Here is a 20362-nt window from a genome sequence, read left to right on the forward strand (position 1 = left end):
GAGGGGCATCGCATGGAGACTCCGGTGTTCGAGGAATTCGATCCCGCGAGCGATTGCGACTGTCCCGGCTGTGCCGGCCGGCGCCGTGCCGCGGCCGCCGCGGTGTCGTCGCCCGGACCGGCCCGTCCCGCGGCGCGGGCGCTCGCGCTGGCGGCCGCGGCGGGCACCGTCCTCGGCGCGGGACACTCGGTGCCCGCGGTCGCCGTCGCCCACGCTCCCGCCAGGCCGGGCCTCCCCGCGGACGGCGAGCCGCCCGACACCCCCCAGGGCGAGAAGGCCCCGCTGCACGGCCCGGCGGGGAAACCGGAGCGTCCCGGTGCGCCCGCCGTGGTGGCCGTGCCGGCGACCACCCGGGCCGAGATCGTCAACCGGGCGAACAAGTGGGTCGCGGCCGAGGTGCCGTACAGCATGACCAAGTACTGGTCGGACGGGTACCGGCAGGACTGCTCGGGCTTCGTGTCGATGGCCTGGAACCTGCCCGCAAACGAATGGACGGGCAGTCTCCACACCTTCGGCGTGCGCACGTCCAAGGGCGCGCTGGAGCCCGGGGACATCCTCCTCTTCCACAATCCGAGCAACCCCGAGAACGGCTCGCACGTGGTCGTCTTCGGCGGCTGGGCGGACTCCACGCACACGTACTACCTGGCGTACGAGCAGACCCGCCCGTACACCCGGAAGCAGTCGACCCCCTACGCGTACTGGAGCAACTCCGACCGCTATCTGGCGTACCGCTACAAGGGGCTGGCCGAGGGGGCGGGCGGTGAGCCGGGCCCGTCCGCGCCGGCGGATCCGGGCGGCTCCGACGGGAAGTCCTCGCGCTTCCCCGGGGCCGGGTACTTCGGGCCGGGCGCGGACAACGCCCACGTCACGCGGCTGGGCCGGCTCCTGGTGGAGCGGGGCGGCGCCCGGTTCTACCGGAGGGGGCCGGGCCCGCGCTGGTCGGACGCCGACCGGCTGGCCACCCAGGCCTTCCAGCGGGCCCAGGGCTGGAGCGGGGCGGGCGCCGACGGACTGCCGGGGCCGACGACCTGGTCGTACCTGGTGGGAAGGCGGGGCAAGGACATCCCGGCCGGGAGCCCGGGTTCCACGACGCCGGACCCCTCCTCGCACGGGGTGCCCGGCTATCCGGGCCGGGCGCTGTTCCGGCCCGGGGCGGACAACGCGTACGTCACGCGCCTCGGGCAGCAGCTGGTCAGGAAGGGATTCGGCGCGCACTACACCAAGGGGCCGGGGCCGCGCTGGGGCGAGGCGGACCGGCGCAACGTCGAGGCGTTCCAGCGGGCCCAGGGCTGGCGGGGCGGCGCGGCCGACGGCTATCCGGGACCGGAGACCTGGCGACGGCTCTTCTCCTGACGCGTCCCATGTGACGCACCCCCCCCACGCACCCGCGCGCCGCCCCGCGCGCCGGTGCACCCCCGTGCCGGTACGGCGGCATCCGTACGGGCGCACCCCTCTGCCGGTACGGCGGCATCCGTACGGGCGCACCCCGGCGCCGGTACGGCGACGCACCGGCGCGGTTCGTGAGAACACTTCCAGGCGCGGAGGCATGGAGGCACGTATGACTACGACGACTTCACACACCCCGGAATCCGAGGGGGCGCCGTCCGGACCCCTGGAGGCGGTGGCCGAGGCCGTGCTGCGGCCGGCCCGGCTCATCCAGAACGAGGCGACCACCGAAATCCCCGTCCACCTGCTTTTCCGGGACGACCCCGACCCGGTCTCGGTGCCGGTCGCGCCCGCCGTGGTGGGACGCCGGCGCGGCACCGGCGAACAGCCGCGGGTGCGGCGCCCCGTACCGGCGCGGCCCCGGCCGGTCCCCGGGGTCGACCCGGAACTGGCCGAACGCCCGGCGCGGGTGCTGCCGGGAGTGGCGGGTGTGCTGGCCGGGGCCTGCGGGCTGGCAGGCTGCCTGGTCACCTCGTGGTGGGCTGGCGTGCTGCCCGCTGCCGCACCCTCCCCCTTCCCGGGCCTCGCGGGCGCCGGGCTCGGCCCCGCGCAGTGGGCCGGATACGCCGGGGCCGGCGCGCTCGGCCTGTTCGGCTTCGGCGGGCTGGCCCGGGGCCGGACCGGGCGGGCCTGGGTGCTCGGCCTCTTCGGGCGCTACCGGGGCACGGTCCGGCGCACCGGCCTGATGTGGGTCAACCCGCTGGTGCTGCGCCGCCGGGTCGACGTGCGGCTGCGGCACTGGCGCAGCGAGCCGATGTCCGCGGTCGACGTGAACGGGGTCGCGCTGCGGGTGGTGGCGCTCGTGGTGTGGCGGGTCAAGGACACCGCGCGCGCCACGCTCGGCGTCGAGGACCACGAGGCCTATCTGCGGGAGTGCGTGGAGGCGGCGCTGGGCCGGGTGCTCTCGCACCTGCCCGCCGACCGGCCGGGGACCGTCCGCGGCGGGTTCGGCGCGGACGGTCCGACCCTGCGCAACAGCGAGGCGGTCGGCGAGGCGCTGACCCGGCTGGTGGCCGCGGACACGGCGCCCGTCGGCCTGGAGGTGTTCTCGGTGCAGCCGACCCGGATCGAGTACGCCCCCGAGGTCGCGTCCCGGATGCAGCGGCGCCGGATCGCCGCGCTGGACGCCCAGCACCGCGACTCCGTACTCGCCTCGGTCGTCGACTCCGTCGAGGACACGGTGACCCGGCTGACCCTGCGGGGCCTGGTCGAGCTCGACGACTACGAACGCAAGGCGCTGGTCAAGGACCTGACGGTGGCGTTCTGCACCGGGCGGACCGCGGACGCGACCTGAGCGGACGCCGACGAGCGGCGCCGGTACGGGAACTGGCCCCGAGATTGGTATGGACATGTTCAACTACCGGCAATAATGTGGGACTTGGTCTAGACCTGCAACATCGCGGTGCGCGCGTACGGCTCACGGAACCTCCCCCATGTTCTCCAGGAGCGGCAGCATGCGAATACGGACGACCAAGAAGACGAAGTGGTACGCCGGCGCGGTCGGCCTCGCCACGGCCGGAACGCTGGTGCTCTCCAGTGCCGGCGCCAGCGGCCACGGCTACACCGACCTCCCCGTCAGCCGGCAGAAGCTCTGCCAGAACGGCACCGTGACCGGCTGCGGTGACATCCAGTGGGAGCCGCAGAGCGTCGAGGGCCCCAAGGGCTTCCCCGCGGGCGGGCCCGCCGACGGTCAGATCTGTTCGGCGGGTCACGGCAACTTCGGCGCGCTCAACCAGCCGACGAAGCCGGGCGGCGGCGCCTGGCCGGCGACCCGGGTCACCGGCGGCCAGAGCTACACCTTCCGGTGGCAGTTCACGGCCATGCACGCCACGACCGACTTCAAGTACTACATCACCAAGAACGGCTGGAACCAGAACCACGCGCTCAGCCGCTCGGACCTGGACACCACGCCGTTCCTCACCGTCCCGTACAACAGCCAGCGTCCGCCGTCCACGCTTTCGCACAGCGGCACCATCCCCGGCGGCCGGAGCGGCCACCACGTCATCCTCGCGGTGTGGACGGTCGCCGACACCGGGAACGCGTTCTACGCCTGCTCGGACGTCACCTTCTGACCCACGCCCGGCCTTAGCCGGGTCGCGGTGTGCGCGCCGCGACCGCCTCCGGTCGCGGCGCGCACGACCTGGTGTCCGGCGGCCGCGGTTCCGGGCGCCCCCTGAGCGGATCACCCGGACGGGGCGGGTGGGTACCCCGCACGCCGCCCACGCGGCCCTGCCCGGAGGTAGGCCTGGCCCCACCCCCGGTACGCCCGTTGCGCGTATGGTCCCCGCCGTGCGGCGCCGCCTACCGTGGGCCCATGACCAGCAGCCTCCACCGGGGCGCCGTACGCGCGTTCGCCTATCTCGTCACCGGCGTGCTGGTCGGCGTACCGCTCCTCGTGGGCCTGCTGGTGCTCGCCGTCACGGGCGTCGCGCTCACCCCCCTGCTCGTGGGCCTGCCCCTGCTGGTGCTGCTCGCCCTGTCCGGCGTGCCCGTCGGAATCCTGGAGCGCCGGCGGCTGCGCCTGGTGGACCCGGCGCCCGTAGTCCCGCCGGGCCGCGCGACCCCGCACCGCACCCCCGGCGAACCCGGCCTCGCCGCCTGGGCCCGGCTGCGGCTGACCGAGCCGGCGACCTGGCGCGAACTGGCGTACACCGTCCTGTTCGCGGTCGTCCTGTGGCCGCTCGACCTGCTCGTCCTGACCGGCACGGTCGTCTTCCCCGGGGCCGTGGCCGGGGCGCCGGTGCAGCTCGCGCTCGCCGGCGGGGACACCCGCGTCGCCAAACTGTGGCTGATCGGCGGGTACGGCCCGGCGGCCGTCTGCGCGCTCGCCGGCGCCGTACTCCTGTTGCTCCTACTGTGGCCCCTCGACCGGTACGCGCGGGCCCGCGCCCACCTCGCCCGGCTGCTGCTCGCCCCGCGCGAGGCGGAGCGCCGGCTGGCGGAGGTGACCCGGTCACGGGCCCGGCTGGTCGACGCCTTCGAGGCGGAGCGCCGCCGGATCGAACGGGATCTGCACGACGGCGCGCAGCAGCGGCTGGTGGCACTGAGCATGAGACTGGGGCTGCTGCGCCTCGACGCGCCCCCGGAGCTGGCCGCCGGGCTCGACGCCGCCCACCGCGAGGCGGACCGGGTCCTCGGCGAGCTGCGGGACCTGATCCACGGCATCCATCCGCAGGTGCTGGCCGACTACGGTCTCGCGGACGCGATCGCCGACGCCGCCGACCGGTCCGCCGTTCCCGTGGAGGTGACGGCCCAACTGCCCCGCTTCGCCGAGGCCGTCGAGTCCGCCGCGTACTTCGCGGTGCGGGAGGCGCTCACGAACGTGGGTCGGCACAGCGGGGCCGCGCTGGCCCGCGTCACCGGCCGTTACGCGCGGGGCCGGCTGAGGGTGGAGGTGCGGGACGACGGACGGGGCGGCGCCGATCCGGCCCGGGGCAGCGGGCTCACCGGTCTCGCCGACCGGCTCGCGGTCCTCGGTGGGACACTGACCGTCACGAGCCCGGCCGGCGGGCCGACCGCCCTGTGTCTGGAGATACCGTGCCTGCCGCGCTGAGAGTCGTGCTCGCCGAGGACAGCGTGCTGCTGCGCGAGGGGCTCGTGGGGGTGCTGACCCGGTTCGGGCACGAGGTGGTCGCCGCGGTCGGGGACGCGGACGCCCTGCGGGAGGCGGTGGCGGTCCACGCGCCAGGGCTCGTCGTCACGGACGTACGGATGCCGCCCGGCTTCCAGGACGAGGGGCTGCGCGCGGCCCTGGCCCTGCGCGCGGACGATCCGGCGCTGCCGGTCCTGGTGCTCAGCCAGTACGTCCAGCGGGCCTGCGCCGCCGAGCTCCTCGACACCGGGGACGGCACCGGCGTCGGCTATCTGCTCAAGGACCGGATCGGTCAGGTCGAGCAGTTCGCGCGGGCGGTGGTGCGGGTCGCGGCCGGCGGCACGGTCGTCGACCCCGAGGTCGTACGGCAGCTGCTGCGGCGGCGGCGCGATCCGCTGGCGGCGCTGACACCCCGGGAGCGGGAGGTGCTCGGGCTGGTGGCGGAGGGCAGGTCCAACGGGGCGATCGCCCGGGAGCTGGTCGTCACCGAGGCCGCCGTGGGCAAGCACATCGGGAACATCCTCACCAAGCTCGGCCTGCCTCCGGCGCAGGACACCCACCGCCGGGTCCTGGCGGTGCTGGCCTACCTCCGGGGCTGACCCGGCGGGGTGGAGCCGCACGCAAAACAGTGAGGGCGGGTTGCTTCGCGTTCCCGCGAAGCAACCCGCCCTCACCACCGTGCGCCGCCAGGGACTCGAACCCCGGACCCGCTGATTAAGAGTCAGCTGCTCTAACCAACTGAGCTAGCGGCGCGTGACTCTCGCCTCCCGCTCTCGCGGGGCGGCGACAGGAAAAATAATACCTGCTCCCGCGGGGTGGTTCCGACCACCCCGCGGCGGGCCGGGCGGCCGGGATCCGGGCGTCAGAGGGCCAGGGACAGGAGCACCGGGGCCGCGCCGCGGTTCAGGGTGTCCGCGGCCCGGCGGAGCCGGTGCGCGTGCTCGAGGGGCAGGGAGAGCGCGAGGCAGCCGACGGACGAGCCCGCGGTGATGGGGACGGCCGCGCAGACCGTGCCGACCGCGTACTCCTGGAGGTCGAGCACCGGCACCGTGGGCGGCTGGGCGTCCAGCCTGCTGAGCAGCACCCGCTCGCTGGTGATCGTGCGCGAGGTCAGGCGGGCCATCTTGTGGCGGGAGAGGTGGTCGCGGCGCCCGTCGAGATCCAGTTGCCCCAGCAGGCTCTTGCCGACCGCGCTGGCGTGCGCGGAGGAACGGAAGTCCACCCATTCGTTGACCGCGGGCGCCGTCGGCCCCTGCGCGCACTGGGTGACGTGCACCTCGCCGTCGATGTAACGGCTGATGTAGACGGCGGCGCCCAGTGAGTCGCGCAGCCGGTCGAGGGTGTGCTGGAGCTTCTCCCGCAGGGCCTGGTCCCGGCCGTGCGCAGAGCTGAGCCTGCCGAGGGCGGCGCCCGCGACATAGGCGCCGTCGGTGACCTGCTCGACGTAGCCCTCCCGGCGCAGCATCAGCAGGAGCGTGGTCAGGCGCTCCGTGCCGAGGCCGGTCAGGCGGGCCAGCCGGGTGCCGGTGACACCGGTCGGACGGCCCGCCACCGTCTCCAGGACGCGCAGGGCGTCCTGGGCCGAGTGGTGTGGTGCGGTCGGCTCGTTCATCAGCGCCACGGTTTCCCCCTGCGCTTTTCGGCCCCGTCTCGGAACAGAACGAGCCCGGGAAACGGGCTCACTCCACGATAACCACCAAAACGCCCGCAGTGGGCGTTCGTTGGCGAGATCGGTGGCGCGTTCCTCGTCCCTCAGCAGCAACGCGCCCCCATGGCATATGCCTCCGTCACCGTCGCGCGTCATGCTCCGGAGGGTGGACCTCGCGGTTTGCCCCGTTCACTCCCCGTGGTCGCAGAGCTGCGCTGCGAAATTCCCGTGTCCGGTCGTCGTACGCCGGGCGCCGATGATCTTCTCCCGGGAGCCCGACGTCAGTGCCCGGGCACGTACCCGCGCTGCTTGTCGACCACGTTCCGCAGCGGCCTGCCCGCCGTCCAGCGTTCGAACAGCTCCACGAACTGCGCGCCGAGTTCGTCCCGCCAGCCGACCGTGTCCCCGCTCATGTGCGGCGACACGATCAGTCCCGGCACGTCCCACAGCGGGCTGTCCGGGCCGAGCGGCTCGTGCCGGAAGACGTCCAGGGCCGCGCCCGCGATCCACCGCTTCCCCAGCGCCTCGGCGAGCGCGTCCTCGACGACGAGCGGGCCGCGCCCCACGTTGATGAAGCGCGCCGACGGCTGCATCACACCGAACCGCCGGGCGTCGAACATGCCGTACGTGGCCTCGGTCAACGGCGCCGCGGACACCACCCAGTCGGCGCGCGCCATCAGCCGGTCCAGATCGTCCGGGCCGTGGACGCCGGTCCGGGGCACCCGCCCGACCAGCGCGGTCGTGACGCCGAGCGCCTTGAGGGTCGTCACGATCGCCCGCCCGATCGGGCCGGAACCCACCACGCACGCCCGGGTGCCCGCCACCCGCTGCGTCTCACGGTGGCGCCACTCCCGCTCGCGCTGCAGCGCCCACGTGCGCGGCAGGTCCTTGGCCATCGCGAGGACGAGCGCGGCGACGTACTCGGCGACCGGCTGGTCGAAGACACCGCGCGCGTTGGTCACCACGGTGTCGCCGGCGACGAGTTCGGGGCACATGAGGTGGTCCACACCGGCGCTAGCCGTGTGCACCCAGCGCGGGCGCGGGCCCTCGCCGGGCCAGGCGCGGCGCACCGCCTGGGAGGTGAAGTCCCACACCAGCAGTACGTCCGCCCGCGGCAGCCGCTCGGCCAGCGTGGACTCGTCGGCGTGCTCGATCCGCACCCGGCCGGTGAGCCGGCCGAGGCGGGGGAGCGGCTCGGCGTCGAGGACGAGAAGGGTCGCTTCCGACCGGCCGCCGGACATCGAGGAGAGACCGTTTCGCAAGGCGCGTCCGCTTCGCTGGGAGGGAAGGTGGGCCGCAGGCGTCCGAGATGCGCGGACCGACCACGCTCGCACCCGGACCCCCCTTCGTCAACACGGGCCCCGCACGGTCCGTCTCGCACGACCGCACTCGGCGCCCCCGTCACCCGGGAACGGGGACCCGTGTCCAGGCGTGACCCGGGCGGCCGCTCCCGGAGCGGGGCCCGGGGCCGAGTCCCGTGCCGGGTCGGGCAGGGACGGGAACACCCCGGGGACGGGGACACCCCGGGGGCGGCACACCCCGGGGGCGGGAACACCCCCGGGGCCGGCACCGGCCCGGGCCGCAGGGAATAAGCGGGGACACCCTCCTGTTAGCACTCCGCGGACAGCGCGACGTACCGAGCAGGAGGCACACCGGTGGCAGAGACGGACGACATCCGAGGCAGGGCGCAGGGCACCGCCCCGGTACCCCTGTCCGTACTGGACCTGGTCACGGTCGGCGCGGGCCGGACCGCGACCGACGCCCTCCGCACCAGCGTCGACATCTCCCGCCTCGCGGAATCCCGCGGCTTCCACCGCTACTGGGTGGCCGAGCACCACTCCATGCCGGGCGTGGCCTCGTCCTCGCCGGCCGTGATCCTCGCCCACCTCGCCGCCCACACGCACCGCATCCGCCTGGGCTCGGGCGGCGTGATGCTCCCGAACCACGCGCCGCTGGTGATCGCGGAGCAGTTCGGCACGCTGGAGGCGATGGCGCCGGGCCGAGTCGACCTCGGCCTCGGCCGGGCCCCCGGCACGGACGGCGCCACCGCGGCGGCCCTGCGCCGCACGGACCGGCTGAACGAAGGCGCGGACGACTTCCCCGAGCAGCTCGCCGAGCTGACCCGCTTCCTGGACGACGACTTCCCCGACGGCCACCCGTACGCCCGCATCCACGCGGTCCCCGGCCCGGTCCAGTCGACCTCGCCCGGCGGAGTGCAGTCCCCGCACCGGCCCCCGGTCTGGCTCCTCGGCTCCTCCGGCTTCAGCGCCCGCCTCGCCGGTGTCCTCGGCCTCCCGTTCGCCTTCGCGCACCACTTCTCGGCCCACAACACCATCCCGGCCCTCGACCTCTACCGTGAGTCCTTCCGGCCCAGCGCGGTGCTGGACGCGCCGTATGCACTCATCGGGGTCTCCGCCCTCGCCACGGACGACGAGAAGGAGGCGCGCCGCCAGGTCCTGGCCGCCGCCCTGAACATGGTCCGGCTGCGCACCGGCCGCCCCGGCCTCGTCCCGACGCCCGAGGAGGCGGAGGCGTACGACTTCTCGCCCATGGAGCGGGAGTTCGTCGACGGCTGGAACGCCAACGTCGTCCACGGCACCGCCGACGAGGTGCGGGCCGGCCTCGACGACCTCCAGAAGCGCACCGGCGCCGACGAGTTGATGATCACGGGCAACGCGCACAGCGGCGAGCTGCGCCTGCGCTCCTACGAACTGATCGCGGACGCCTACGGTTTGCCGGCGCCTGCCTGAACGGCCGGTGACGCCAGCAGTTCCGAGATGCGCTCCGGTGCCACCGGGCGGGAGTAGAGCCACCCCTGCCCGGTGTCGCAGCCGATTCCACGCAGCCGGTTCGCCTGCGCGGACGTCTCCACGCACTCGGCGGTGACCGTCAGGCCCAGCCGGTGCGCCAGTTGGACGAGGGCCTCGACGATGACCTCGTCGGCGGAGTCGGAGTGGCCGTCCGCGCCGTCGAGGCTCTCGTACTGGAAGCTGCGGACGAAGGAGCCGTCGAGCTTCAGGACCGAGACCGGCAGCCGGCTCAGGTACGCCAGGTTCGAGTAGCCGGTGCCGAAGTCGTCGATGGCGATCCGTACGCCCATGTCGCTGAGCGCCTGAAGGGCCTGGAGCGGACGCCCGGCCGAGCCCATCACCGCGGACTCCGTCAGCTCCAACTGGAGCAAATGCGGTGGGAGTTGCGTCTCGGCGAGGATCTGCGCCACGTCCGCGACCAGGTCGGAGTCCCACACCTGGCGCACGGCCACGTTCACGCTGACGAAGATCGGGTCCGTGTCCGGATGGTCCCGCTGCCAGCGCCGGGCCTGCCGGCAGGCGGTCGCCAGCACCCACCGGCCCAGCTGCACGATCGAACCGTCCTCCTCGGCCAGACCGATGAACCGATTCGGCGTCAGCATCCCGAACTGCGGGTGGTTCCAGCGCACCAGCGCCTCCACCCCGCGCACCCCGCCGTCCTCCATGCTCACCAACGGCTGGTATTCGAGGGTGAATTCGCCGCGGTCGACGGCCGGGCGCAGGGTGGAGGACAGGGCCTGGCGCGTCATGCGGTGCGCGTTGCGCTCCGGGTCGAAGAGCGTCCAGCGCGACTTGCCGTCGGCCTTCGCCCAGTACAGCGTCGTGTCCGCGGCCTGCATCAGCCCGGTCGCGGTGGTCCCCGCCGCACGGCGCTCCACCACGCCGATGGACGCCGACACCGACAGCCGCCGGCCGGACAGGTCGAAGGGGGCCTCCAGTGCCTTCAGTACGGACTCGGCGAGGTCGGCGAGCTGTTCGGTGCCGGTGGAGTCCTCGACCAGCAGCGCGAACTCGTCGCCGCCGAGCCTGGCCACCAGGGGCGTGGCGGCCCGCGCGTGACCCGCCTGTTCGGCGCAGCGCGTCAGACGTTCGGCCACGGCGCCCAGCAGCCGGTCGCCGACGCGGTGGCCGAGGGTGTCGTTGACCGCCTTGAACCCGTCGAGGTCCAGGTAGCACAGCCCGATCCGGCCGGTGCCGCCCTCCTCGTACGCGTCCGTCTCCAGCGCGGCCGTGAGGCGCTCGAAGAACAGGGTGCGGTTGGGCAGCCGGGTCACCGGGTCGTGCATCTGCAAGTGGCGCAGCCGCGCCTGGAGTTCCCGGCGTGAGCTGATGTCGGCGACCGACATCAGGACGGCCTCCTCCTCGGGCAGCGGGGTCACCGTCACCTGGACCCAGAGGGAGTGCCCGTCGGGGTGCCTGATCCGGCGCGTGCAGCGCAGCCGCGCCTGCCGGCCGCGCAGCACCTCGCGGTACGCGTGCCAGGTGCGGGCGTCGGACGCCAGGTCCACCAGGTCGGAGGCGGTCCGCCCGTCGAGCGGGGCCGAGCCGGTGCCCAGCAGCAGGCCGAGCGTCTCGTTGGCGGTGACGATCACGTCCGCGCGGTCGACGACGGCCATGGCGAGGGGGGCGGCGGCGAAGGCGGCACCGCGGGCGCGGCCCGGCAGAGGAGAGGGCCCGGTGCCCGGCGCCGCGTCGGTGAGGGGCTGGGGATGCTCCCGGTGGACCTCCCCGGAGACGGGGCCCGGGGGCGCTCCGTCGGACGGATGCGGCGACATCACCGTACGAGAAGGTGTGTCGATGTGACGCTCTGTGACAGCCCGCCGGACGAAGTCCGCCGCGGGCGCCGGCCCTTCGGAGGTTCCGCTCACCGCTCGCTCCCGCAGTGCACTCGTTCTTCGTATAAGTCTCGTCGGGGTACTCGGCCGAACGGGGGACGGCCGCACAAGCCGGGCCCGTGCAGGAAAGTGTGCCGATCATAGAGGTTGCCCCCGGGGCCTTCCAGCCACTGTGCGGCGTCCGGGAACGGCCACCCGTGCTGGCAGATCGTTTCTGCCCGCCCCTGGCCAGCTTCCTTACCGAGTCGATCGCTTGTGACGGTCCGTGAGTGCTCGGGGGTGTCGCTTCCGGAGCACCCTCACTCTTCTGGTGCAGACAAACAGGGCGTAGTACTACAAATACCCACAGGCTGGGTGCGGTGTCCTGACAACCGCATCCGGAGGTCGACGTGCCGCGTCCGCTGCCACTGAAGGGGCTCACCCGCGAGGCCCTGAAGGGACTCGCCCGTGACGGGGCGCCCCGGTTGCGCAGTACCGCCGCCGCGTTCACCTCGATGACCGCGCTGGCCGCCACCTCCCTGGTCACCGCACCCGCGCTCGCCGAACCGCTCGCGGCGCCGTGCGTCCTGCGGCGGACCCCGGCGCACCACTCGGAGGGCGTCGACACCTGGAACGCCTCCTATCCGCGCCCCACCCGCGCCCTCGACGCGGTCATGGTGTTCCTTTCTTTCCCCGATTCGGCCCCCACGACCACACCCGACGAACTCACCGCCGACTATTTCCCGGACACCACCCGCTTCTTCGAACGTGCCTCCTACGGCAAGTTCACCTTGCGCCCGCATCCGCAGCGCCGGTGGATCCGGATGCCGCGCGCCTCCACCGCGTACGCCATACGGCGCGACTGGAACGCCGCGCACCGGGGCGCCTACCTCCGCGACGCCCTGAGGGCGGCTGACGGCCGGATCGACTTCTCGCGGTACGACATCGTCTACTTCGTGGCCGATCCGGACGCGCCGGGCGTCGACTCGGACGCGACGAAGGTGGTCAACCTCGACACCCCGCTGCGCGCCGACGGCAAGGAGATCCGGCGCGTGGTCACGGTCTTCGAGAAACACCCGCCGGACCGCCTGGTCCTCGCCCACGAGACGGGCCACGTCTTCGATCTGCCCGACCTCTATCACCGCCCCACGGACGGCAAGGGCGACTGGGACACGCACGTCGGCGACTGGGATCTCATGGGCAGTCAGTTCGGCCTCTCACCGGACCTGTTCGGCTGGCACAAGTGGAAACTGGGCTGGCTGGATCCGCACCAGGTCACCTGCGTCAAGGGCTCCGGCAGTACCCGCCTCACCCTCGAACCGCTGTCCACGGGACCGGCGGGGACGGCGGCCGCGGGCCCATCGGTGACGGAGGCCGCCGAGTCCGGGGCGCCGGGTGCCGCGGGGGTCCCGCCCCGGCCCGCCGGGCGCGTCCCGGGATCCGGCGAACAGGCGCCGGCCGCGGGCGCGGACGCAGGCGCGGGCGCGGGCTCGGGCGGCTCAGGCCCGGGACGCCGGGCCCTGGTACCGGGCGCGCAGCCCGTCGGTTCCGGCGGGCGGATCGCCGGCTCGTCCGAGCGGCCGATCGGTTCCGGGATACCGGCCGTCGGCCTGGGCGCGCACACCCTGGGCGCGGGACGCGGCACGAAACTCGCCGTGGTCCGCACGGGCCCGGACAGCGCGCTCGGCATCGAGGTGCGAGCCCCGGCGGGCAACGACGGCTCGACCTGCACGCAGGGGGTCCTCGTGTACCGCGTGCGCAGTGAGGCCGAGTCCGGGGGCGGCCCCATCGAGGTGCTCGACGCGCACCCCCGCTCCGAGGGCTGCTGGGGCGACTCGGTCTACCCGCCCCTGGCGGACGCCCCGGTCGGAGTCGGCGAGAGTTTCACGGTGCCGGGCGAGAACGTCACCGTCGAGGTGGAGGACCGCACGGCGTCCGGCTCCTGGACGGTGAAGATCACGCCTCATTGAGCCCGGCGCGAAAGCAATCGAAGGCAATCGCGAAAACAAAGGAGGCACTCGCGAAAACAACGATGGCGAGACAGATTCGCGTTTCCGCGAACTTGCCTCGCCATCGCCAACGTGCGCCGCCAGGGACTCGAACCCCGGACCCGCTGATTAAGAGTCAGCTGCTCTAACCAACTGAGCTAGCGGCGCCTGCTGACGTCGTAGACCTTAGCACCCTGATCGGCGGGAGGAAAAATCGATATCCGCACCGCCGCGGAGGCCGCCGCGCGGGCCGCCCGGACGGCCGCCCAGAGCAGAACCTCGGGCCCGGGGAGCCAGGGCCCGCGGGTGTCGGGAGCCACGAGCCAGCGGCATTCCGGCCGGTCAGGGGCGCTCTCGGCCGACGCCGCGGACAGGGCGGGCACGGTCACGGCGTCACCCGTGCCGTGGCACAGCAGCGGCGGAATCGCGCCGCACCGGCCGGGGCTCCCGTCCGCCCGGGAGCCCCAGTCCTCCCACCGGAGGAGGGACGGCAACCGCTGCGCCGTGCCGGGCGCCGCGAACAGGAGCATCCGTCCGCGGTACGCGGCCACCGGACCCGAACCGGGGCCCTCGTCCCACAGCCGGTCGAGCATCCGCCGTCCGAAGGTCGCGGGGGCGTTGACGACGTCGAAGGCGGTGCCGCAGGGCAGGACGACCGGGGCGCCGGGCCGCTCCTGCCAGAGGGCGAGGGTGCTGCGCGGGTGCGTGCCGGCGGAGGCCAGCCAGGCGGCTCCCTCCGCGGTGACGCCCGGGGCGTCGAGAGTGACGCCCGAGGCGTCGAGAGTGACGCCCGAGGCGTCGAAGCGGTCGGAGGGCGGCGCGCCCACGCCGGAGCCGTGCGGGGACGTGCCTGCGAGGTTCCGTGAGCTGCTCATGCCGTCAAGATCTACCCGGTGTGAGCGTTCCGTTCCGGAGAGTTGCCGAAATCCGGGACAGGGAGGTGGAGAGGGGAGTATCTTGCCCGCCTGGCATATGCCGGGGGGCCTTGTGGGTCGCCCGTGCCGGGCCACCGGGCAGCACCGGACCGGGTTGGGCCCCCCGGCGGCACCGGACCGGGTTGGGCCACCGGGCGGCACCGGACCGATTGGGCCACCGGGCGGCACCGGACCGGGTGGGGCCTCGCGCACCGCGTGCTCGGGCGTCCGGGGTGCCCGGGCTCGGGCGTGCGGCGGCGCACGCCCGAGCTCCAGGCGTCCGACGGCGCGTGCCCGTGCGGGGCGCGCTCAGGCGTGGTCGCCGATCCCGTGCCCGTGGCTGCGGCCGCTTCCGTCCGTGCCGCTGCGCAGCAGGTCGCGGCCGAACTCGACCATCTTCTTCGCGTAGTCCTCGGTCCACTCGGCGCGCTCGGCGATGGTGGCGGCCGTCAGCCGGTCGAAGCGGCGCGGGTCGGCGAGCTGGGCGGCGGCGATGGCCTGGAACTCCACGGCCCGGTCGGCCGCGGCGCGGAACGCCTGGGTCAGCTCGGTGGCCCGCGCGAGCAGGGCCCGCGGGTCGTCTATCGACTCCAGGTCGAAGAAGTGCTCCGGGTCGCCGGCGGCCTCCGCCGGCTCGAAGAGCAGGGGCGCGGGGCGTAGCCGCGGTTCGTTCCGACGCGGCGTGGGCTCCGCCATGTCTTCTCCTCCTCGTACGGTTCCGGTGCCCCGCGTCCGGCGCGGGCCACCGTCCATTGTCCCCTGTCGGTGCAAGAGGGCCCCGGGGCAACAACCTCGGTCACGGGCGCCGGCTTCCGCGAGACCCCCGTGGCAGCGGCCAGGGTCAGGGTCGCCAGGCCACCCGGTGTTCCGAGAGGCGGGCCAGGACCGCGTGGTTGGCCTCCCAGCCGTCGGGGCTGCAACCGTTGGCCGCCTGCGGCGGCGTGCCGGACTCCGTCCGGCTGAGGGGCGGCGTCTCGCTGATCGCCTGCCCGGGGAGGCCGCCGGAGGGGCGGTCAGGGTCGCCAGGCCACCCGGTGTTCCGAGAGGCGGGCCAGGACCGCGTGGTTGGCTTCCCAGCCGTCGGGGAACTTGACCGTGACTCCGAGCTGGACCGGCTCGGTCGACGGGTGGTCGTCCAGCAGGTCCGACACGCCCGCCCGGCACACCACGATGCAGGCGTGCCGGTGCCGGGAGGCGAGGACGCACAGCCGGCCCGTCTCCAGGTGGAACGCCGTCGCGTCGGGCCGCCCGGACAGCGGGTGCAGGACCACCGTCACGTCGAACTCGCGGCCCTGGAGCCGGTTCGCCGTGTCGACGGTGACGTCCGCGACGCCCAGCGCGGTCAGGGCGGCCCGGACGGCGGCGGCCTGGTCGCGGTGCGCCGTGCCGACGGCGATCCGGTCGGCGGTCAGCGGCACCGGTCCGGGCGACCGCTCCGAGGTGGCCGCCCCGCCCCGGTCCAGCAGCCTGCGGACGACCCCGGCGACCGCGCGGATCGCCTCCGGGTCCGTACGAGGAGTGTGCCGGGCGGGCAGCTCCAGCAGGCCCCAGCCCGCCTCCGCCGCCTCGTCGATCACCCGGTCCGGGCCCGAACCGTCCGAGGGGACGGCGAAGCGGAGCCGGCGGTCGCCGTGGTCGGTTCCGCTGCGGAACGGCGTGTAGGGGTAGAACGCGTCCGAGACGAGCGGCGCCGCGGAGGCGGGCAGCCGCCACGACACCGGCAGGCGGTGCTGCGGCAGCTCGGGGTTGTGGGCGAGCAGGGTGGTCACCGCCGACGCCGACGGGTCGTACGACAACCCGGCCCACTGCTCCGAACCCACGATCGAGAACGGGTCCAGCTGCCCCGGGTCGCCCACGAACAGCGCCCGCTCGAACAGGCCCGCCACGGCGAGCAGCGCGTCCGAGCGCATCTGGTACGCCTCGTCGACGATCGCGTGCCGCCAGGGCTCCACGCCCTTCACATGGGCCCACTTGGCCGCCGTCGAGACGACCACGGACAGGCCCGCGAGGTCGGCCGCCTTCGCGGACTTCCGGACGTTCGCCAGGTCGTCCAGCGCCTTGTCGTACGGGTCGGGGTCGCTGCTGTGCAGCCGGCCGACGGACACCTCGGGGTCCGTCTCGGCGAGCCGCAGGACCAGGTCGTCGACCTGCGCGTTCGTCTGGGCGATGACCATCAGCGGCCGTCCGGCCGCGGCCAGTTCGAGCGCGGCCCGCACGACGAGCGTGGACTTGCCGGCGCCGGGCGGCGAGTCCACGACGACCCCCCGGTGCGTGCCGTGCAGGGTGTCGCGCAGGATCGCTTCGGTGGCACGGCCGGCCGCGGCGCCGGGGTCGGCCGGGACGGCGGAAAGACCGGTCACAGGACGTCCTCCTCGGTCACCGGATCGGGGGCGGGCGCCGTCACGGCCTCACCCGGAGGTCCGCCGTGGGTCCACGGCGTCTCCTCCGGGTCGGGCAGCTTCGCGCCGCCCCGCTGCTCGTGCTCGAACAGGGTGAAGCAGACGGGGTCCCCCTTCTCCGGCACGGAGCCGGCCTCGGGCTCCTTGCCGCGTCCCATCTTGTCGACGATCCGCAGCACGACGAGACCGCCGGTACCGGCCTCCCCGTGCTCCTCGTACGTGACGAACTCGGCGGCCTGCGGCTTGCCGCCCAGCGACCGGTAGACCTTCGTGCGCTCGCCGAGATGCGGCCGGTCGTCGGTGTGGACGCTCACCAGCGGGCGGGGGCTTGGCCGCTTGCCCTCGCTGTACGCCATGACGACATCCGTCACCTCGCCCGCGAACGCCTCCCCGGCGAGCCGCCGTCCGGCCATCACGAGCGGGTCGTCCAGGGCCTCCTGTGCTTCCAGCCGGGCCTGTTCCCGCTCGCGTGTGGCGAGTTTGTTCGCGGCGGTGACCGCGTCGTCGCGGCGCGGCTGCGGGGGCTCACCGGCGACGACCCGGTCGCGGTGGCCGGTGAACGACCAGCGGTCGCGGGTCCACCGGTCGGTGACGTGCGCGCCCTCGGGCAGCGCCCGCAGCAGGTCGAGCCCGCGCCACACCGCGTCCCAGGTGGGCCGGGTGCGACTCTCCACGAGGGCGCGGATCTCCCGCTCGGCGACGGTCAGTTCACCGAGCCGCTCGTCGGCCTCCAGACCGTCCTCGGCGGCGGCCAGCGCCGTACGCGCGCGGTCGTACCGCTCGATGGCGGGCGCCAGCAGCTTGTTGTCGAAGGCGGGGTCGGTGGCGGGGCCGGCCGGCGGGCACACGAGCTGCCCCGCCGCGTCGCGCAGCAGCTCCGCCCGCAGGGCCGCCGCCGCGCCCGACTCGCCCGGCGCCGGGTCGATCCAGGCGAGCAGCGCGCCCAGGTGCTGGTCCTCCAGGCTGCTCTGGCCGGTGGCCCAGTGCCGGGACAGCACGTCGGAGAGCGCGAGCAGCAGGGAGGAGCCGGGCACCCTGGCCCGCTCCCCGTAGTGCGTCAGCCACCGTCCGAGCAACGGCACCCGGGGCGGCGCCGGATGGGGCGCCTCGGGCTCCTCCTCGGCGGTGCGCCGGAACCGCATGGAGCGCCCCAGCAGCCGGACGAACTCGACGCCCGAGCGGCTCGGCACGATCAACTGGGGCGCGTCCGCGCACAGGTCGACCTCGACCTTGACCCGCTTGCCGGTCTCGGGGTCGGTCTCGGTGCGCTCGGCGGCCTCGACGGCGTCCGCGTAGGAGTCGATGTACGGCAGGACGACCCCGGCCAGCTCGGCGAGGAACGCGAACCGCAGGTCCCGGTCCCGCGGCTGCGCCACGACGAGCAGCCGCGGCGCGTCACGGTCGGTGCCGACGAGCGCCCCGAGCGGGGCCCCGGCCTCGCCCGCCGTGGTCAGCGGCACGAAGACGAGGGGGCGCTCGGACAGGTGCCGGTGCCGGACGGTGGCGGCGGGCTGGGCGCGCCCGCTGCTGACGGCTTCGAGGCGGGCCAGCGTGGTGATCAGCGACACGGGGCGGCCTCCGGGAGCGCTTCCCGGCCCTGCGGGGGCACCGTGCGTCCGCGCAGCGCCTCGGCCCGCAGCCGGGCCGCTCTGCGCAGGGCGGCCACCGCGGGGTCGTCCGGGTCCCCGGCCTCGCCGCGGGCCGCGGCGAGCACGTCGTCGACGGTGGCCAGTTGGCCGAGCTCGGCACGCAGGGAGCGCCCGAGGGCCGTCACCGCGCGCTCGCCGCGGGACCGCTCCCGGCAGTGGAAGGCCAGTTCGCAGGCGGCGAGGCACTCGGGGGCGTAGGCCGCGGGCACCGACTCGACGGCGGTGGTGAGGTCGGGGGCGGGCAGGTCGGGGGCGAAGCAGGTGCCCGCGGGGAGGGCGTCGGCGATGTCCTCGACGCGGGTGAGCCGGGCGAGCTGGCGGCGGGTCACCGAGCGCTGCTTGCGGACGTCGACGGCGGACGCCGCGGGGAGGTTGGAGAAGTCCCTGGGGCACACCAGCAGCACCTGGTGCCGCACCTCGGGTGCGGGGTCGATCAGCGACGCGACGCGCTCCAGCGCAAGCACGTACACCGCGGACTGGCGGGCGGCGGCGCCCACCTTCGCGGGGTCGGCCGAACCGTCCAGCATCGGGAACGACTTGATCTCGACGACCGTCCAGCTGCCGTCGGGGTGCACGACCACCGCGTCCGGCTCCAGGAAGGCGGGGGAGCCCGCCACGTCCAGGGCGAGCATCGGGTGGTCGAGCAGGGTCCACGCGGCGGCCCCGGTGGCCTCGCGCAGCGCGAGTGCCGTACGGGCGGCGCGTCCCTCGGGGCCCGCGGCGGTGAGGTCGGGGACGAGACCTGCGGCGGGCGGCTCGGCCCGCGGGTCCAGCGTCTCGTGCACGAGCCGCAGCAGCTCCGCGCCGCCGTCGGCCTTGACCCGGGCCTCGAACGCGTTGCCCCGGGTGAAGGCGAACTGTGACTGGCCGAAGGCCGACGGGGAGCCCAGCGCGTCGGCCAGCTTCGCCTTGTCGACCCCGGCGCCGTCGAGGAGGGCGCGGCGCTCGCAGCCCGGATTCGCGGCGAGCGCGGCGAGGGCCCGGGCGTCGAGTGCCTTCGGCGGGACGTCCGGGCCGCGCAGCTCAGCGAGCCGGTGCCGCAGCGCCTTCCCCCGCTTCGGCGGGAGAGGTGTCCGGCTCGGCTCCCGGCCCGGTGGAGGACTGGCGCTGTCGGGGAATTCGCTCACCCGCGGAAGTCTTGCACTCCGCACTGACAATGGGGGAACCCGCGCCCCGCGAGGCGAGTGCGACCGGTGCGAGACGGGCGCCCACGCGTGCCTTCGCGGAGTCCGCGAACCGCAGCACCAGCGGGGTCAGTGCCAGTCCGATGCCCATCACGGCGGCCCCGGCGACCGCGTCGAGGAAGTAGTGGTTCGCGGTGCCCATCACGACGACCGTGGTCAGCAGCGGGTACATGACGCCCGCGATCCTGGCGAGCGGGGTGCGGCCGTGGCGCCAGAGCATCACGCCGCACCAGAGCGACCAGCCGACGTGCAGGCTCGGCATGGCCGCGTACTGGTTCGTCATGCCGCCCATGCCCCGCGGCGCGCTCGCCTCGCCGCCCCACCAGCCGTAGTCGCTGTACTGCGCCATCGTGTCGACGAAGCCGTGGCTCGCCGTCAGCAGCCGGGGCGGGCAGGTGGGCAGCAGGGTGAAGCCGATCAGGCCGATGAACGTGGAGGTCATCAGCCAGGTGCGGGCCGCCCGGTAGCGGACCGTGCGGGAGCGGAACAGCCACACCAGGATCACCGGCGTGACCAGGTAGTGCAGGGAGGCGTACCAGAAGTCGGCGGGTACGCCGAGCCAGGCGTGGTGGGTGAAGAGACGGTTCAGCGGATGCTCGGCGTTGAGACGCAGGAACTTCTCGACGCGGAGGAGGGCCAGGCCGTGGTCGACGGCGCCCGCCACGTCACCCCGGGCGAGCAGCCGGCCCGCCGAGTAGCACGCGTACACCAGCACCAGGAGCGGGAGCTCGGTCCACCAGCGCAATCGGGTGCGTGCGACCGCACCGGTGCCGGGTGCCTCGGTCTGCGGCATCCGATCGCCCTCCCCCTTCTGACTGCCGACCTTCTGCCGACCTGGGCCGATGGCCCGCTCGGCCACTTTACGGTGCATGGGCGCGCGCCCCGTGGGCGCCCCCGGTCCTCGAAGACGCCAAAATC

At 74.4% G+C, this 20362-nt stretch carries 16 protein-coding genes and 2 tRNA genes; 7 read left to right on the top strand and 11 right to left on the bottom strand.

The features are described 5' to 3' along the window. Positions 1-12: 12 nt before the first annotated feature. The 5 genes from AC0ZLC_RS08885 to AC0ZLC_RS08905 all read left to right on the top strand — a co-directional run bounded on the left by AC0ZLC_RS08885 (position 13) and on the right by AC0ZLC_RS08905 (position 5637). A complete protein-coding gene (locus tag AC0ZLC_RS08885) occupies positions 13-1353 on the top strand; it encodes a peptidoglycan-binding protein (RefSeq protein WP_476751344.1) in 1341 nt (446 codons plus the stop codon). Positions 1354-1558: 205 nt separating this feature from the next. Continuing rightward, complete coding sequence (locus AC0ZLC_RS08890) at positions 1559-2740, top strand: SPFH domain-containing protein (protein ID WP_476751345.1); 1182 nt, start codon at positions 1559-1561, stop codon at positions 2738-2740. A 160-nt stretch (positions 2741-2900) separates the two neighbouring features. After that, positions 2901-3518: a lytic polysaccharide monooxygenase auxiliary activity family 9 protein gene (locus AC0ZLC_RS08895; protein ID WP_476751346.1), complete on the top strand. Its 618-nt coding sequence runs from the start codon at positions 2901-2903 to the stop codon at positions 3516-3518. Positions 3519-3760: 242 nt separating this feature from the next. Next, positions 3761-4999, top strand: a complete 1239-nt coding sequence (locus AC0ZLC_RS08900) for a sensor histidine kinase (RefSeq protein WP_476751347.1) — start codon at positions 3761-3763, stop codon at positions 4997-4999. After that, entirely contained in the window at positions 4984-5637 is a 654-nt protein-coding gene (locus AC0ZLC_RS08905) for a LuxR C-terminal-related transcriptional regulator (protein WP_476751348.1), read from the top strand. Before AC0ZLC_RS08900 ends, AC0ZLC_RS08905 begins: the two co-directional genes overlap by 16 nt. 80 nt (positions 5638-5717) lie before the next feature. On the opposite strand, the gene AC0ZLC_RS08910 is transcribed toward AC0ZLC_RS08905, so the two are convergent. From AC0ZLC_RS08910 to AC0ZLC_RS08920, 3 genes are all read right to left on the bottom strand, one after another. Then, positions 5718-5791: transfer RNA gene (locus AC0ZLC_RS08910), tRNA-Lys, on the bottom strand. Between the two features lie 109 nt (positions 5792-5900). Next, entirely contained in the window at positions 5901-6659 is a 759-nt protein-coding gene (locus tag AC0ZLC_RS08915; protein WP_476751349.1) for an IclR family transcriptional regulator domain-containing protein, read from the bottom strand. Positions 6660-6967: 308 nt separating this feature from the next. Then, the gene (locus AC0ZLC_RS08920; RefSeq protein WP_476751584.1) at positions 6968-7927 is read right to left on the bottom strand and encodes a D-2-hydroxyacid dehydrogenase; all 960 of its coding nucleotides are present in this window, start codon (positions 7925-7927) and stop codon (positions 6968-6970) included. A 414-nt stretch (positions 7928-8341) separates the two neighbouring features. Here AC0ZLC_RS08920 and AC0ZLC_RS08925 point away from each other — a divergent pair, with 414 nt between their 5' ends. Next, positions 8342-9436, top strand: coding sequence for an LLM class flavin-dependent oxidoreductase (locus AC0ZLC_RS08925; protein ID WP_476751350.1), 1095 nt, complete (start codon positions 8342-8344; stop codon positions 9434-9436). Here the strand turns inward: AC0ZLC_RS08925 and AC0ZLC_RS08930 are convergent. After that, positions 9412-11364 carry a putative bifunctional diguanylate cyclase/phosphodiesterase gene (locus AC0ZLC_RS08930; protein WP_476751351.1) on the bottom strand — a complete coding sequence of 651 codons (1953 nt, stop codon included), beginning with the start codon at positions 11362-11364 and terminating at the stop codon, positions 9412-9414. The two genes, AC0ZLC_RS08925 and AC0ZLC_RS08930, sit on opposite strands and share 25 nt — an antisense overlap. Positions 11365-11720: 356 nt before the next feature. Here AC0ZLC_RS08930 and AC0ZLC_RS08935 point away from each other — a divergent pair, with 356 nt between their 5' ends. Further along, entirely contained in the window at positions 11721-13280 is a 1560-nt protein-coding gene (locus AC0ZLC_RS08935) for a M6 family metalloprotease domain-containing protein (protein ID WP_476751352.1), read from the top strand. Between the two features lie 112 nt (positions 13281-13392). Here AC0ZLC_RS08935 and AC0ZLC_RS08940 read toward each other — a convergent pair. The 7 genes from AC0ZLC_RS08940 to AC0ZLC_RS08970 all read right to left on the bottom strand — a co-directional run bounded on the left by AC0ZLC_RS08940 (position 13393) and on the right by AC0ZLC_RS08970 (position 20237). After that, a tRNA-Lys gene (locus AC0ZLC_RS08940) sits at positions 13393-13466 on the bottom strand. Beyond that, on the bottom strand, positions 13457-14173 hold the full coding sequence (locus AC0ZLC_RS08945) for a bifunctional DNA primase/polymerase (protein WP_476751353.1): 717 nt from the start codon (positions 14171-14173) through the stop codon (positions 13457-13459). The genes AC0ZLC_RS08940 and AC0ZLC_RS08945 overlap by 10 nt, the downstream gene beginning before the upstream one ends. A 348-nt stretch (positions 14174-14521) precedes the next feature. Beyond that, positions 14522-14908 carry a hypothetical protein gene (locus AC0ZLC_RS08950; RefSeq protein ID WP_476751354.1) on the bottom strand — a complete coding sequence of 129 codons (387 nt, stop codon included), beginning with the start codon at positions 14906-14908 and terminating at the stop codon, positions 14522-14524. A gap of 317 nt (positions 14909-15225) precedes the next feature. Next, positions 15226-16572: an AAA domain-containing protein gene (locus AC0ZLC_RS08955; RefSeq protein ID WP_476751355.1), complete on the bottom strand. Its 1347-nt coding sequence runs from the start codon at positions 16570-16572 to the stop codon at positions 15226-15228. After that, positions 16569-18179 carry a hypothetical protein gene (locus AC0ZLC_RS08960; protein ID WP_476751356.1) on the bottom strand — a complete coding sequence of 537 codons (1611 nt, stop codon included), beginning with the start codon at positions 18177-18179 and terminating at the stop codon, positions 16569-16571. Before AC0ZLC_RS08960 ends, AC0ZLC_RS08955 begins: the two co-directional genes overlap by 4 nt. Next, positions 18170-19387 (bottom strand): hypothetical protein, encoded by a 1218-nt coding sequence (locus tag AC0ZLC_RS08965; RefSeq protein WP_476751357.1) that lies wholly within the window; start codon positions 19385-19387, stop codon positions 18170-18172. Before AC0ZLC_RS08965 ends, AC0ZLC_RS08960 begins: the two co-directional genes overlap by 10 nt. Then, positions 19284-20237, bottom strand: a complete 954-nt coding sequence (locus AC0ZLC_RS08970; protein ID WP_476751358.1) for a phosphatase PAP2 family protein — start codon at positions 20235-20237, stop codon at positions 19284-19286. Before AC0ZLC_RS08970 ends, AC0ZLC_RS08965 begins: the two co-directional genes overlap by 104 nt. Positions 20238-20362: the final 125 nt, after the last annotated feature.

It is taken from the genome of Streptomyces sp. GLSS-08 (genome assembly GCF_056387915.1).